This window comes from Achromobacter sp. ESBL13, from assembly GCF_036668755.1.
GTDB lineage: Bacteria > Pseudomonadota > Gammaproteobacteria > Burkholderiales > Burkholderiaceae_B > Achromobacter.
On the sequence record NZ_JAZEVT010000003.1, the window covers coordinates 409,489 to 424,252 of the forward strand.

The following is a 14,764-nucleotide window of genomic DNA, read 5'->3' on the forward strand; positions in this document are numbered from 1 at the left end:
GGTCGCGTCCGGCCGCTCAGGCCGACGCGTCGTCTCGTTTTACTTGATCCAGCGCGAGCCGGATGGTGCGCAGCCAGCCGCTGGCGGCGGTAACCGCAGCGTTGGTTTGCTGGGCAGCCGGGGCATCCGCCACCGCCTGCTCCATTGTTTCAATCAGTTTGCTGCCAATGACGACGGCGTCGGCCACGCGTGCCACGCGCTGCGCGCTTTCGGCGTCGCGAATGCCAAAGCCCACGCCAACCGGAATGTCGCCCATGTGGCGGCGAATGACGGCCACGCGCTCGGCAACGTCGTCGGTGTTGAGCGACCCGGCGCCCGTGACGCCCTTGAGCGACACGTAATACACATAGCCGCGCGCCACTTTTGCCACGGCCTGGATGCGCGCTTCGGTGGAGGTGGGCGCCAGCAGGAAAATGGGGGCGATGCCATGCTTGCCCAGCGTGGCAGCGAAGTCGATGACCTCTTCAGGCGGATAGTCCACGACCAGCACGCCGTCCACACCCGCGCGCTCGGCGTTGGCGGCAAATTCAGCCTGGCCCATGCGTTCGATGGGGTTGGCGTAGCCCATCAGCACCACCGGCGTGGTGGTATCGCGCTGACGGAATTCGGCCACCAGCTCCAGCACACGGGCCAAGCCCACGCCTTGCGCGATGGCGCGGTCGGCGGCGCGTTGGATCACGGGGCCGTCGGCCATCGGGTCGGAGAACGGTACGCCCAGTTCGACGATGTCGGCGCCGGCTTCCACCAGCGCGTGCATCAGGGCAACCGTGGCCACGGGCGACGGGTCGCCGGCCGCGATATACGGAATCAGGGCCGCGGAACGGCCGGATTCGGCGGTACGCGCGAACGCGGCCGCGATACGATCAATGCGAGTTGTCATGGTGTTAGAGCTCGATACCGGCACGTTCGGCGACGGTATGCATGTCTTTGTCGCCACGGCCCGACAAGTTGACCAGAATGACCGCATCGCGCGGCAGCGTGGCGGCCATCTTCACGGCTTGGGCAATAGCGTGCGACGACTCCAGCGCCGGCATGATGCCTTCAATGCGGCAGCAGTCATGGAACGCCTTCAGGGCCTCATCGTCGGTGATCCCCACGTATTCCGCGCGGGCCGAGTCCTTCAGCCAGGCATGCTCGGGACCCACGCCGGGGTAGTCCAGGCCGGCCGACACCGAATGCGTTTCCTGTACCTGGCCATCGGCGTTCTGCATGACGTAGGTGCGGTTGCCGTGCAACACGCCGATTTGTCCCGCCGCCAACGAAGCGGCGTGCTTGCCGCTGTCCATGCCCTCGCCCGCGGCTTCGACGCCGATAAGGCGCACGTTTTCGTAGGGGATGTAGGGGTGGAAGATGCCCATGGCGTTGGACCCGCCGCCCACCGCCGCGACCACGTAGTCGGGCTGGCGGCCAATGGCTTCGGGCATCTGCGTCAGGCATTCGTTGCCGATCACGGTCTGGAAGTCGCGCACCATGCGCGGATAGGGATCGGGCCCCGCCACCGTGCCGATGATGTAGAACGTGTTTTCGATGTTGGTGACCCAGTCGCGCATGGCTTCGTTCAGCGCGTCTTTTAGCGTGCGCGACCCGGAGGTGACCGGCACCACCGTCGCGCCCAGCAGCTTCATGCGGTAGACGTTCGAGGCCTGACGGCGGATGTCTTCGCTACCCATGTAGACGACGCATTCCATGCCGTAGCGCGCGGCCACGGTGGCCGTTGCCACGCCATGCTGGCCGGCGCCCGTTTCGGCGATGACGCGCGGTTTGCCCATGCGCTTGGCCAGCAATGCCTGGCCGATGCAGTTGTTGACCTTGTGCGCGCCGGTATGGTTCAGGTCTTCGCGCTTGAACCAGATCTGCGCACCACCGACCATTTCCGACCAGCGGCGGGCGTGGTAGACCGGGCTGGGCCGGCCGACAAAGTGCTTGAGTTCGTAGTTGAACTCTTCCAGGAAGGCGGGATCGACACGGTAATGGTCATAGGAGGCGCGCAGCTCATCGAGCGCGTGCATCAGCGTTTCCGCCACGAAAACACCGCCATAGGGACCAAAGTGGCCCTGGGCATCCGGAAAGTCGTAAGGTTTCACCAAGCATCTCCCCCGGTATCGCGGCAGGCCACTGCCAGCCGCAAATCCGGTTTGCAACCCGTCATTTTACCTGAGCCGGCCGGGGCCGGGGTCCGCGCAACGGTCCCCTCCCCGCCCGCCACCCGCTTACAGCGACTGGCCCAGGCGACGCAGGAACGTCTCGCAAGACGCCATTTGGTCGATCGCCACGAATTCGTTGGGCTTGTGGGCTTGTTCGATATGGCCCGGGCCGCAGACCACGGTGGGGATGCCGATGCCCTGGAACAGGCCGGCTTCGGTGCCATAGGCCACCTTGCGCGTGCCGCGGTCTTCGGTCAGCGCCCGCACCAGCTGGGTGATGGCGGCTTCTTCGGAGGCTTCCAGCGCGGGGGCCGCGGCGCCCGTTTCGATTTCAATGGTGGCGCCGTCGAATTCGGCCTTCATGCGCGGCAAGAGCTCATCGCGCACGTATTTTTCGACTTCTGCCTGGATCTGGTCCGGTTGCATGCCCGGCAGGTTACGGAATTCGTAGGTGAATTCGCACAGCTCGGGGATGGTGTTCACGGCGATGCCACCCCGGATCTGGTTGGTGGTCATCGTGGAGAACGGCACGTCGTAGAACTGGTCATACGGGCCGTTGGCCTTGAAGCTGTCGGCCAGGTCGCGGATGCGGCAGATCAGGCGCGCCGCGTATTCGATGGCGTTGCAACCGCGCGGGGTCAGCGACGAATGCGCGGCCTTGCCGTGGACCTTGCAACGGAACAGGTTGATGCCCTTGTGCGCCACTACCACCTGCATGCCGGTGGGCTCACCCACCACGCAGCCTTCCGGGCGGATGCCGCGTTCGTGCAGGTCGGCCAGCATGTACGGCGCGCCGGCGCAACCGACTTCCTCGTCGTACGAGAACGCCAGGTGGATCGGTTTCTTGCGCGGCATGGCCATGAATTCCGGCACCAGCGCCAGCGAACCGGCGATGAAACCCTTCATGTCGCAGGCACCGCGCCCATAGAGAAGGCCGTCTTTTTCAACAAGTTTGAACGGGTCCGTGCTCCAGTCCTGGCCATCCACGGGCACCACGTCGGTGTGGCCCGACAGGACGATACCGCCCTGCTGGTTGCCGTCTTGCGCCGGCAAAGTGGCGAACAGGTTGGCCTTGGTGCGCTCGGGGTTGTGCGCCAGCCACGCGTCCACGCCCTGGCCCTTGAGCCAATCACGGACGGTTTCGATCAGGGCAAGATTGGAATTGCGGCTGGTGGTATCGAAACCCACCAGCGTTTCCAGCCAGGTGCGCGCGTTCATGTCACTTCTCTTTGGGGGAAAAGCGACAAGTGTAAAGCCAGGAAGCGCCCGCGTCTTGGACGGTGGGGCCGACCGTTCACCGGTTAAGCGCCTAGAATGTCGCCGGATTGAATTACGCCCCCAAGGAGAAACCGTGCAGCACAAAGCAGTTCCCACACGCAACATCGTGGCCGCAGTCATAGGCAACGCCCTCGAATGGTATGACTTCCTGGTGTTCGCGTTCATGACGCCGATCATCGCGAAGCTGTTTTTCCCCACCGACCCCAACCTGCCCGGCAGTGAACTGAACGCCATCCTGATGACCACGGCCATCTTCGGCGTGGGCTTCTTCATGCGCCCGGTGGGCGGCATCATCCTGGGGATGTACGGCGACAAGAAAGGCCGCAAGGCCGCCATGGTGATGGTGACCTCGCTGATGGCCGTGTCGATTGCGCTGATCACGGTGGCCCCCACCTACCACGCAGCCGGCATCCTGGCCCCGATCTTCATCCTGATCGCCCGCCTGTTGCAGGGCTTCTCGGCGGGCGGCGAATTCGGCACGTCGACGGCCCTGCTGATCGAAATGGCGCCAAACGGCAAGCGCGGCTTTTACGGGTCCTGGCAAATGGCCGGCCAGATGCTGGCGCTGCTGATCGGCGCCGCCTGCGGCACGCTGATCACCGAGTTCTTCACGCAAGAACAGATCGCGGCCTGGGCCTGGCGCATCCCGTTTGCCTTCGGCCTGGTCATTGTTCCCATCGCCATCTATATCCGCAAGAACATCGACGAAACCGAAGTCTTCAAGCAGATGCAGGAAGAAGACCGCCAGGCCGCCGCGCGCGGTGAAGTGCAGCGCCTGAGCCTGGTGCAGATGGTCAAGACCCACACCCGCGAAACGCTGATCGGCGTGGGCCTGGTGGTGACCGCCACCGTGTCCATCTACATCACCTTCACGTATCTGGTCACGTATTCGACCCAGATCCTGAAGCTGCCGCTGAAGGACACCTTCATGGTGCAGATGGCCGGCGCCGCGCTGATGGTGCTGATGACGCCGTTCATGGGCGCCTGGTCCGACCGTATCGGCCGCCGCCCGCTGGTGATCGGTTCGCTGATCGGCTATCTGCTGGTGCTGTATCCGCTGTACTACTGGCTGTCGGATGCGCCGTCGATCAGCCGCCTGCTGACCGTGCAGATCGTAGTCTGCATCTTCGTGTCGGCGTTCTTTGGCGTGTTCAGCACGGTGATGGCGGAACTGTTCCCGGCGCGCGTGCGGTCCGTGGGCCTGTCCCTGGCCTACAACGTGGCCGTGATGATCTTCGGTGGCTTCGCGCAGTTCATCGTGACCTGGCTGATCAAGACCACCGGTTCGCCGATGGCCCCGGCCTACTACGTGATGTTCGGCGTGGCACTGGGCCTGATCGCCTCGTTCTTCATGCGCGAGCGCGCGCACGAAAAGCTGGATCACTAAAGCACTGCCCCCATGGCCACCCGGCCTTGGGGGTGCCCTAGCGGCGCGACGCCGAGGACACGCCGGCCACTTCGGCCAGGGCGTCCAGTGCGCGGGACAGCGATTCGCCCCCGCGCACTTCCACCGTGAACACCATATGCGCCAGCGATTGCTTGCTTTGCGTGTTCACGCCCACCACATTCAAGCGCAAGCGCGCGAACACTTCAGACAGGTCGCGCAACAGGCCGGGCCGGTCGTGCGCGCGCACGCTGATGTCCACGGGATAGAAGGTATCCGACGTCTCGCCCCAGGCAACCTCGATGACGCGCTCGGGTTCGCGCGCGGCCAGCGCCTGGTAGCTGTGGCAATCGCAGCGATGGATGGACACGCCACGCCCGCGCGTCACGAAGCCGGCGATGGCATCGGGCGGCGCCGGACGGCAGCAGCGCGCCAATTGCGTCAATAGCGAGCCCACGCCCACCACCAACACGCCACTCTTGCCGCTTTTCTCGGCGCTGCCCGCGCTGGCGTGGCGCAGCGCGGCCGGTTGCGGTTCGGTTGCCGGCGCAGGTTGCTGGAACACGCTATCGATCTGGCGCAGGCTGAATTCTTCCTTGGCCGCCGCCACGTACAAGTCATCGGCGCGGGCAAAACCCAGGGTCTGCGCCAGTTGTTCCAGATTGACGGCCGTCTTGCCCAGCCGTTGCAGTTCTTTTTCAACCAGCGCCTGACCCTGCGTAATGCGCTGCTGCAATTCAATGGCGTTGAACCACATCCGAACCTTGGCGCGCGCCCTCGGGCTGGCCAGAAAACCCAGCTGCGGGTTGAGCCAGTCGCGCGACGGCCCGCCCGACTTGGCGGAGATGATCTCGACGGTCTGGCCCGTGGACAAATGCGTCTGCAACGGGACCATCTGGCCGTCAACGCGAGCGCCCCGGCAGCGGTGGCCCAGATCGGTATGCAGGTGATAGGCAAAGTCCACCGGCGTGGCGCCGGCGGGCAGTTCGATCACGCGCGCCTGGGGCGTCAGCACGTAGATGCGTTCGTCCGTGTGGGCGGGCGTCTTGACCAGGTTGCGGTTCTTGCTGGACCCGGGCTTGCTTGAAGTGGCCTTGCCGGTGTCTGCCTTGGCGGCATCGGGCTTGCCGGAGTCTTGCCCCGGCTGGCCACCGCCTTCCACATCGCTGTTCCAGGCCAGCAGTTGGCGCATCCACGCCAACTGACGGTCGTATTCGCTGGACGCGGCCACCTGCCCGCCCTTGGCGCCGGCTTCTTTGTAGCGCCAGTGCGCGGCCATGCCGTATTCGGCGAACTGGTGCATTTCGCGCGTGCGGATCTGCACTTCAAAGGGCCGGCCGTCATCGTCGGCCACCACGGTGTGCAGCGAGCGGTAGCCGTTGGGCTTGGGCCGCGAGATGTAGTCATCGAACTCGTTGGACAGCGGCGTCCACATCTCGTGCACCAGGCCCAGCGCCGTGTAGCAGGCGCGCACGTCCTCGACGATGATGCGCAGCGCGCGCAGGTCGTACATCTGGGCAAAGTCCAGACGCTTGACGCGCATCTTGCTCCAGATGCTGTAGATATGCTTGGGCCGGCCGCTGACCTCGGCATCAATGCCCGCCTTGGTCAGCGCCGATTGCAGGCGGTCGATGGCGCCGGCGATGAAGGCCTCGCGCTCGACCCGCTTTTCTTCCAGCAGGCGCGCAATCTGCTTGTAGCGGTCGGGCTCCAGGAAGCGGAAAGACAGGTCTTCCATTTCCCATTTGATTTGCCAGATGCCCAGGCGGTTGGCCAGCGGGGCGTACAGGTCCAGCGTCTCGCGCGCAAAATCGGTCGAGCAAGGGGCCTTGCTTTCGGCATGCCAGCGCAAGGTGCGCAGCCGCGAGGCCAGACGCATCAGCACAATGCGCAGATCGGCCGCCATGGCCAACAGCATCTTGCGCTGCATTTCTTTTTGCGAGCCGCTTTCGGCTTCGGCGTCGCTGGCCTGGCGCGCCACCACGCCCAGGCGCAACAGCGCGCGCGTGCCCTGCACCAGCCGCGCCACTTCGGCGCCGAACGCGGCCGCGACGGGGTCGTTGCGCAAGGCGGGCGCGGGCGCCATCAGGTCAGTGGGCAAGGCAGCCAGCAACGCGGCGGCGCGGGTGGCCGCATCCGTGTGCAGCGCGGCCAGGATGCGCACGACGCCGGCGCCGTGGCTGGCCAGCGGCTCGCCGGTCAGGGCGTGCTGGCCTTCAAATCGGGGAATGGCCCAGGTGACGGCCTGGTCGATCAGCGCCACGCCATCGGCGTCCAGGCCCGCGCCTACCTCCTGCCGCCAGGAAGCGTCGAAAGGCGAAGGCGCGTCGATAACAGGCGGGGCGGACATGACTGGCGCAATGCACGGGTTAGTTGATATCCCGACACTCTACACTAGCGTTTGATCGTGCTGAATCCCCTGCCATATCCGGCATATACAAGGAACCAAAGCTTATGTTGCGCTGGCTCAAGGGCCGGGGCGCCCGCCCCTCGGAAGTGGCCGAAATGCAAGCCCGCATCGCGCCTCGGCTGTGGCGACAGGTGCTGGATGCCCACCCGTTCCTGGCGGCATTGAATGCCGACGAAACCGCGCAATTGCTGGCGCGGTCCGCCTGGCTGCTGGCCAGCAAAACCATCAACGGCGCGCAGGGCCTGGAAGTCTCGGACTTCATGCGGCTGTCGATCGCGGCGCAAGCCAGCCTGCCCATCCTGAACCTGTCGCCCGAACTGTACGAAGGCTGGGACGAAATCATCGTGTATCCGGCCAGCTTCCGTATCCCGCGCACACGCCAGGATGAAGACGGCGTGGTGCACGAATTCATCGAAGACGCCGCGGGCGAAGCCTGGGAAGGCGGCCCGCTGGTGCTGTCTTGGGAAGACACGCAGCTCTCCGACGGCGGGTTCAACGTGATCATCCACGAATTCGCGCACAAGCTGGACCTGCGCTCGGGCATGGCGGACGGCATGCCGGCGCTGTCCGCGCACCCCGACCTGAAACCGCAGGTGTGGCGCCGCGTGCTGGACGACAGCCTGGACCGCTTCATCGCCGCGCTGGAAGCCGTCGAAGCGGCCATCCCGCCCGATGTGGATCCTGAAAGCGAAGAGGCAGACGCCTGGTACGGCCAGTTGCCGCTGGACCCGTATGCCGCCACCGACGAGGCGGAGTTCTTTGCCGTCAGCTCGGAACACTTCTTCGTCGACCCTGCCCCCTTGCAGCAGGCGCTGCCCGAATGGCACGCCCTGCTGAGGGCGTACTACCGGCAGGACACGTTGGGGCGTTACGCATGAAACAGCTGCTGATCGCCTGGCACTCTCGCACCGGCGCCGCGCGGCAGATGGCCGAAGCGGCGGCGCGTGGCGCGGCGGCGGCGGCCACGCAGCTGCATCAGGCGGACGAACTGCACGTCGAAATGCGCCGCGCGGCGGACGTGGACGCCGACGTCATCCTGGCCAGCCATGGCTTTTTATTCTGCGCGCCCGAGAACCTGGCCAGCCTCAGCGGCGAAATGAAAGAGTGTTTTGACCGCAACTACTACGCGGTGCTGGACCGCATCCAGGGCCGGCCCTACGCCTGCGCGATCAGTGCGGGCAGCGATGGCACGGGCGCGGCGCGGCAGGTCGACCGCATCTGCACCGGCTGGCGGCTGAAGGCAGTGGCGCCCGCGCTGATCGTCAACCTGGGTGCGCAATCGGCGCAGCAGATCCTGGCGGACAAGGTCGTGCCCCAGGCGGATCTTGACCGCTGCGAGGAACTGGGAGGGCTGATTGCGGCGCTGGTTTTGACGGGCGGCTGAGCGCAGACGCGCACATAAAAAAAGCCCTTCGGCAAGCCGAAGGGCTCTTGCTGGCGGACGGATGTTGCTTAGATAGCGGCCGTCACGATGATCTCGACCTTGAAGTCGGGGTTGGCCAGGCGGGCTTCGACCGTGGCGCGCGGGGGCGAGTTGCCGTCGGCGACCCAAGCGTCCCAGGCCTTGTTCATGCCATCGAATTCCTTGATGTTGGCCACGTAGATCTGGGCCATCAGGATCTTGGTCTTGTCGGTGCCGGCTTCAGCCAGCAGGCGATCGATCGTGGCCAGCACTTGTTCGGTCTGGCCGGTGATGTCCAGCTTGGCGTCGTCCGGCACCTGGCCTGCCAGGTACGCGACACCGTTGTACACGGCCATGTCCGACAGGCGCTTGGCTACGTGGAAGCGCTTGATGCTGCTCATGAATATTCCCCTTGGATTCGAGTGGTGGGTTGGATCAAAACAAGAAACCAGCAATTTACCCCGAGCCGCTCTCAGGCGGGAGGCAGCTGGAACACCTGGCGCAAGTAGGCCAGGTAGGCGGGATCGTCACACATGGTTTTTTCGGGCGCGTCCGACACCTTGGCCACCGGCTGGCCGTTGCAGCGGACCATCTTCATGACGATCTGCAAAGGCTCGTGGCCCAGGTCGTTGGTCAGGTTGGTGCCGATACCGAACGACACCTTGCAGCGGCCGGCAAACTGGCGTGCCAGTTCGATAGCGCGCGGAAAGGTCAGCGAATCCGAGAACACCAGGGTCTTGGCGCGCGGGTCAACGCGGTTCTTGCGGTAGTGTTCCAGCAGGCGTTCGCCCCAGACGAACGGATCGCCGGAATCGTGGCGGGCACCATCGAACAGCTTGCAGAAGTACATGTCGAAGTCACGCAGGAACGCGTCCATGCCGTAGACGTCCGACAACGCAATGCCCAGGTCGCCGCGATATTCCTTGGCCCAGACCTCCAGTGCAAACACTTGCGAATCGCGCAGCCGCGGCCCCAGCGCCTGGCAGGCTTGCAGGTATTCGTGGCCCATCGTGCCCAGCGGCAGCACTTCGTGCTGCTTGGCCAGCAGCACGTTGCTGGTGCCCGCGAAGTGTTCGCCCATCTGCGCTTTCATGGTGGACACCACTTCCTGGTGCCAGACCTTCGAGAAGCGGCGGCGCGTGCCGTATTCGGCCACGCGGAAATCGGCCAGCGCGGGGTCGTCCAGCACCAGGTGCATCTTGGACTGCAAGCGCTGGCGGCCTTCTTCCCAATCGGGATTCTTGCGCGTGTTGCGGAAATAGACCTCGTTGACGATGGCCAGCACGGGGATCTCGAACAGGATCGTGTGCAGCCAGGGGCCTTTCACCTCGATCGAGATCTCGCCGGGCGCGTCGCCTTCGCTGATGTGGATGCAGCGCTCGGGCAGGTGGAACAAGCCCAGGAAGTCGACAAAGTCGCTTTTGATGAAACGCAAGCCGCCCAGGTAATCCAGTTCGTCCTCGGTGAAGCGCAGCTGGCACAGCTGGTGCACTTCTTCGCGGATTTCATCCAGATAGGGGCGCAGATCGGCCCCGGCGGTGCGGCACTTGTAACGGTACTCGACCTGTGCAGCGGGGAACTGATGCAGTACCACCTGCATCATGCTGAATTTGTACAGATCGGTGTCGAGCAGCGAAGTGATTATCATGGTTGCGCGTATCGTTTCGCGACACCATAGCATAGAGAACCCGGCGTTTACGGCCATGGGCCACGATGTCAATACGGGTATTACCGGCACATCGGGCGCGCATTGGGTAAAATCCGCCCAACAAGACACAAAAGCCGCCGATCCCGGAGTTCCTGAATGACCCACGTTGTCACCGAAAACTGTATTAAGTGCAAGTACACCGATTGCGTTGATGTGTGCCCGGTGGACTGTTTTCGTGAGGGTCCGAACTTCCTCGTGATCGACCCGGACGAATGCATCGACTGCGCCGTCTGCATTCCGGAATGCCCGGCCAACGCGATCTACGCCGAAGAAGACGTACCGCAGGACCAACTGAATTTCATCGCGCTGAACGCCGAACTTTCCCCCGAGTTCGCCAGCATCAGCCGCGCCAAGAAGCCCCTGCCGGACGCCGACGAATGGAACGGCAAGCAGGACAAGCTGCAATACCTGGAAAAATAATCCGCGACGGCCGGCGCCCGCTGGGCGGCCGGCCTCGTGCGATGCCCCGATGACCGACGACTCCAAATACACGCGCCAGACCGTAACCCACGTCCACACCTGGGTGCCCGACAAGCTGTTCTCTTTGCGCGTGACGCGCGATGACGCGTATACGTTCGTGCCGGGCCAGTTTGCCCGGGTCGGTCTGCCCGGCGCCGACGATCCCCATGGTCCGCCCACCCTTTGGCGCGCGTATTCCATGGTTTCCGCCCCCCAGGAGTCCGGGCTGGAGTTCTATTCCATCGTTGTGCCCGACGGCCTGTTCAGCCCGCGCATGGCGCAATTGCGCCCGGGTGACGCCCTCTACGTTGAAAAGACGCCCTACGGTTTCCTGACGCTGGAGCGCTTTGCGCCCGGCGGCGACCTCTGGCTGCTGGCCTCCGGCACGGGGCTGTCGGCCTACCTGTCTTTGTTGCGCGATCCGGCCACCTGGCGCGCCTACCGCCGCATCGTCCTGGTGCACGGCGTGCGCACCGTTGCGGAACTTGCTTACCGCGAAGAGATCCAATCGTCACGCAATCGCCCCGAACTGGCTGACCTGTTCGCGGCCGACCCGCACAAGCTTGTCTACCTGCCCATTGCCACGCGGGAGGCTCTACCCGGCATGCCGCAAGAACGCCTGACCACGCTGATCGCCGATGGCCGACTGGAGCAACTGGCCGGGCTACCCCTGGATCCGCAGCAGGCCAAGATCATGCTTTGCGGTAACCCCGACATGCTGGCGGACGCCCGCAAGCTTCTGGGCGAACGCGGTTTCAAACCCGGCCGCCGGGGTATCCCCGGCAACCTGGCGGTGGAAAATTACTGGTGATCCCGCACTGCTTGGCGTAGTGCATAACTCCTCCGTTTGGTCTCTGTGCAGGGCGGTAAAACGCCCTAAACTGGTGCTTAATGGGATGACGGGTCTCTTTTTAGCAACATATTCCCGGTTCTTGCGGCAGTTTCTTTAGGCTGATTGGATATATCTTTAGTCCTCGGCGCAATAATCGGGGCACACGCACGACCCAGAAGGACATCACCCAAATGCTGTACCAATTGCACGAAATGCAGCGCGCCTTCCTGACTCCGTTCGCTGCATTCACGGATGCCGGTTCTCAGCTGTTCTCCAGCCCCTACAGCCCCCTCGCTTACACCCCGATTTCCCGCCAAATGGCCGCCGGGTATGAGCTGATGACGCGTATCGGCAAGGAATACCAGAAGCCCGCCTGGAATCTGCCCGCCACCGACATCAACGGCGAATCGGTCCGCGTGACCGAAACCGTTGCGCTGGACAAGCCCTTTTGCCGCCTGGTGCACTTTCACCGCGACGTGCGCGGCGCCGGCAAGGACGACCCCAAGGTGTTGCTGGTGGCGCCGCTGTCGGGCCACCACGCCACCTTGCTGCGCGACACCGTGCGCGCCCTGCTGCCCGGCCATGACGTCTACGTGACGGATTGGGTCGACGCCCGCATGGTGCCGCTGTCCGCCGGGCCGTTCCATTTGAACGACTACGTGCGCTATGTGCAGGATTTCATCCGCCATCTGGGCCCCGACGTGCACGTGATTTCGGTTTGCCAACCCACCGTGCCGGTGCTGGCCGCCGTGTCGCTGATGGCCACCGCCAACGACCCCTGCCAGCCGCGCAGCATGGTGATGATGGGTGGCCCCATCGACCCGCGCCAGTCGCCCACGCAGGTCAATCGCCTGGCCACCACCAAGCCGTATTCGTGGTTTGAAAACCAGGTGATCCACCCGGTGCCGCCGCGCTATCCGGGGGCCGGCCGCAAGGTCTACCCAGGCTTTCTGCAGCATGCCGGGTTCATGGCCATGAACCCCGATCGCCACATGAAGTCGCACTACGAGTTCTACCTGGACTTGCTGCGCGGCGACGACAGCGACGCCGAAGCGCATCGCCGCTTCTACGACGAATACAACGCCGTGCTGGACATGCCGGCCGAGTTCTACCTGGACACGATCAAGATGGTCTTCCAGGACTTCGCCTTGCCCAGCGGCACCTGGGAAGTGGACGGCCAGACCGTGCGCCCCGCCGACATCAAAAAGGTTGCCCTGTTCACCATCGAAGGCGAACTTGACGATATTTCGGGACAGGGCCAGACGCGCGCCGCCATCAGGCTGTGCAAGAACATTCCGGCCGAGCGCAAGTCGCATTACACGGCGCCCAATTGCGGCCATTACGGCATTTTCTCGGGCCGCCGCTGGCGTGAAATGATCTGTCCTAAAATCGCCGAGTTCATCCGGCAATCGGCTTGACGACGGCACGGCGCCGTCCTGCACCTGACGCGCGGGCCCGGCCCGCGCCTTCTCAAGCCTGATCCGTATTCCACGGGGCCCGAGTGGCCCCTTTTTCTTTTATTGGCCTTACATGTCCTGTCGCTCACTTGCCGACCGCATCGACGCCTTATTGCCGCAGACGCAATGCACCAAGTGCGGCTATGACGGCTGCCGGCCCTACGCCGACGCCATCGCGCAAGGGTTGGCGCCCATCAACCGCTGCCCGCCGGGCGGCGACGACGGCATTGCCGCGCTGTCCGAATTGCTGCAAACCCCTGCCCTGCCGCTGGATCTGGAACGCGGCGAACCCGGCCCGTTGCTGGTCGCCCGCATCGACGAATCGCACTGCATCGGCTGTACGCTGTGCATCCAGGCCTGTCCCGTCGATGCCATCGTTGGCGCCAACAAGCACATGCACACCGTGCTGGCGGATTGGTGCACGGGCTGCGACCTGTGCGTGGCGCCTTGCCCGGTGGACTGTATTCAGATGGTGCCCGCGGGCCGCGCATGGACCAGCGCGGACGCGGACATCAGCCGCCAACGGCATCGCAGCCACTTGGCCCGCGCAGAACGCCTGGCCGCCGACAACGCGCGGCTGATGGCGCCGGAAGCGCCTGCCGCCGCCGCCAGCGCGCCGCCTGCCCCCGAGGACGACGCGCAAAGCCAGGACCGCAAGCGCTCCGCCATTGAATCCGCGCTGGCCCGCGCCCGGGCCCGCCGCAATCCGACGCAGTCATGAACGCAGCCAAACGCCGTGAGATCTTCGCCCGCCTGCAAGCGGCCAACCCTAACCCGACCACCGAACTGGAATACGACACGCCGTTCCAATTGCTGATCGCGGTGCTGTTGTCGGCACAGGCGACCGACAAATCGGTGAACATCGCCACGCGCAAGTTCTTCCCGCAATACGGCACGCCGCAAGCCTTGCTGGCGCTGGGCGAAGAAGGCCTGTCCGACTACATCAAGACCATCGGCCTGTATCGCACCAAAGCCAAGAACACGATTGCCACCTGTCGGATCTTGCTGGAGCATCACGGCGGCCAGGTGCCCACCACGCGCGAGGCGCTGGAATCGCTGCCCGGCGTGGGCCGCAAGACGGCCAATGTCGTGCTCAACACCGCGTTCGGTCAGCCCACGATGGCGGTGGATACGCACATCTTCCGCGTGTCCAATCGCACCGGTATCGCGCCCGGAAAGAACGTGCTGGAAGTTGAAGAAAAGCTCGTGAAATTCATCCCGCGCGAATATATCCAGGACGCGCACCATTGGTTGATTCTGCACGGCCGCTACATCTGCGTGGCGCGCAAACCGAAATGCCCGCAATGCGGTATTTCGGACCTGTGCGAATTCAAGCAAAAGACGCCGGCATGACACGGCCCCGGGCGGCGTGCCCTGCGCGCCGCCCAACCCACGATTGCATGACGCGTTGATAACAATCAAAGCAAATTTGCTGCAACGCATTGCGTCGTAAAAAGGGTTTTCCCGCCTTGCGCGGTGCGTATTGTCGGCCCGCCGACAATTGCCCTTTCCGCACTGCAAAACCTATGTAAAACCCTCATGGAATTTTAATAAAGAGGTCCGCATACTCGCCGGCAACTCATCGGAAAACTACGAAAGTTCCTTAGGATGTTTAGTAGGATTTCCGCCCTTCGGGGGCTTGGCGCAATGACGGCAGGCAGAGACCATATAAATACAACGCCGGTGCAGC

At 64.1% G+C, this 14,764-nt stretch carries 14 protein-coding genes; 8 read left to right on the plus strand and 6 right to left on the minus strand.

What is annotated here, in order from left to right:
• Positions 1 to 16: 16 nt before the first annotated feature.
• The 3 genes from trpA to argE all read right to left on the minus strand — a co-directional run bounded on the left by trpA (position 17) and on the right by argE (position 3,362).
• Positions 17 to 880 (minus strand): tryptophan synthase subunit alpha, encoded by an 864-nt coding sequence (gene trpA / locus V6F88_RS16080; protein WP_332610680.1) that lies wholly within the window; start codon positions 878 to 880, stop codon positions 17 to 19.
• Positions 881 to 884: 4 nt separating this feature from the next.
• Positions 885 to 2,084 (minus strand): tryptophan synthase subunit beta, encoded by a 1,200-nt coding sequence (gene trpB / locus V6F88_RS16085; RefSeq protein ID WP_332610682.1) that lies wholly within the window; start codon positions 2,082 to 2,084, stop codon positions 885 to 887.
• A 126-nt stretch (positions 2,085 to 2,210) separates the two neighbouring features.
• Complete coding sequence (argE, locus tag V6F88_RS16090) at positions 2,211 to 3,362, minus strand: acetylornithine deacetylase (RefSeq protein WP_332610684.1); 1,152 nt, start codon at positions 3,360 to 3,362, stop codon at positions 2,211 to 2,213.
• A 133-nt stretch (positions 3,363 to 3,495) separates the two neighbouring features.
• Between argE and V6F88_RS16095 the strand changes: the two genes are divergently transcribed.
• The gene (locus tag V6F88_RS16095) at positions 3,496 to 4,809 is read left to right on the plus strand and encodes an MFS transporter (protein ID WP_332610685.1); all 1,314 of its coding nucleotides are present in this window, start codon (positions 3,496 to 3,498) and stop codon (positions 4,807 to 4,809) included.
• Positions 4,810 to 4,846: 37 nt separating this feature from the next.
• Here the strand turns inward: V6F88_RS16095 and V6F88_RS16100 are convergent, their stop codons facing one another.
• On the minus strand, positions 4,847 to 7,156 hold the full coding sequence (locus tag V6F88_RS16100; protein ID WP_332610687.1) for a RelA/SpoT family protein: 2,310 nt from the start codon (positions 7,154 to 7,156) through the stop codon (positions 4,847 to 4,849).
• A gap of 104 nt (positions 7,157 to 7,260) precedes the next feature.
• Here V6F88_RS16100 and V6F88_RS16105 point away from each other — a divergent pair, with 104 nt between their 5' ends.
• On the plus strand, positions 7,261 to 8,094 hold the full coding sequence (locus V6F88_RS16105) for a zinc-dependent peptidase (protein ID WP_332610689.1): 834 nt from the start codon (positions 7,261 to 7,263) through the stop codon (positions 8,092 to 8,094).
• Complete coding sequence (locus tag V6F88_RS16110; protein ID WP_332610690.1) at positions 8,091 to 8,600, plus strand: NAD(P)H-dependent oxidoreductase; 510 nt, start codon at positions 8,091 to 8,093, stop codon at positions 8,598 to 8,600. The genes V6F88_RS16105 and V6F88_RS16110 overlap by 4 nt, the downstream gene beginning before the upstream one ends.
• A 68-nt stretch (positions 8,601 to 8,668) precedes the next feature.
• Here V6F88_RS16110 and V6F88_RS16115 read toward each other — a convergent pair whose 3' ends face one another.
• Together V6F88_RS16115 and pncB are read right to left on the minus strand one after the other, a co-directional pair.
• Positions 8,669 to 9,019 carry a RidA family protein gene (locus tag V6F88_RS16115; protein WP_006218017.1) on the minus strand — a complete coding sequence of 117 codons (351 nt, stop codon included), beginning with the start codon at positions 9,017 to 9,019 and terminating at the stop codon, positions 8,669 to 8,671.
• A gap of 71 nt (positions 9,020 to 9,090) precedes the next feature.
• The gene (gene pncB / locus V6F88_RS16120) at positions 9,091 to 10,299 is read right to left on the minus strand and encodes a nicotinate phosphoribosyltransferase (RefSeq protein ID WP_332610691.1); all 1,209 of its coding nucleotides are present in this window, start codon (positions 10,297 to 10,299) and stop codon (positions 9,091 to 9,093) included.
• Between the two features lie 123 nt (positions 10,300 to 10,422).
• Between pncB and fdxA the strand changes: the two genes are divergently transcribed.
• The 5 genes from fdxA (at position 10,423) to nth (ending at position 14,427) form a co-directional block, all read left to right on the plus strand.
• A complete protein-coding gene (gene fdxA, locus V6F88_RS16125) occupies positions 10,423 to 10,746 on the plus strand; it encodes a ferredoxin FdxA (RefSeq protein ID WP_006389264.1) in 324 nt (107 codons plus the stop codon).
• A gap of 49 nt (positions 10,747 to 10,795) precedes the next feature.
• The gene (locus V6F88_RS16130; RefSeq protein ID WP_332610692.1) at positions 10,796 to 11,596 is read left to right on the plus strand and encodes a ferredoxin--NADP reductase; all 801 of its coding nucleotides are present in this window, start codon (positions 10,796 to 10,798) and stop codon (positions 11,594 to 11,596) included.
• Between the two features lie 212 nt (positions 11,597 to 11,808).
• Positions 11,809 to 13,035, plus strand: a complete 1,227-nt coding sequence (locus tag V6F88_RS16135; protein WP_332610693.1) for a polyhydroxyalkanoate depolymerase — start codon at positions 11,809 to 11,811, stop codon at positions 13,033 to 13,035.
• A gap of 112 nt (positions 13,036 to 13,147) precedes the next feature.
• On the plus strand, positions 13,148 to 13,795 hold the full coding sequence (rsxB, locus tag V6F88_RS16140; protein ID WP_332610694.1) for an electron transport complex subunit RsxB: 648 nt from the start codon (positions 13,148 to 13,150) through the stop codon (positions 13,793 to 13,795).
• Positions 13,792 to 14,427 (plus strand): endonuclease III, encoded by a 636-nt coding sequence (gene nth, locus V6F88_RS16145; RefSeq protein WP_104142999.1) that lies wholly within the window; start codon positions 13,792 to 13,794, stop codon positions 14,425 to 14,427. The genes rsxB and nth overlap by 4 nt, the downstream gene beginning before the upstream one ends.
• Positions 14,428 to 14,764 lie beyond the last annotated feature (337 nt).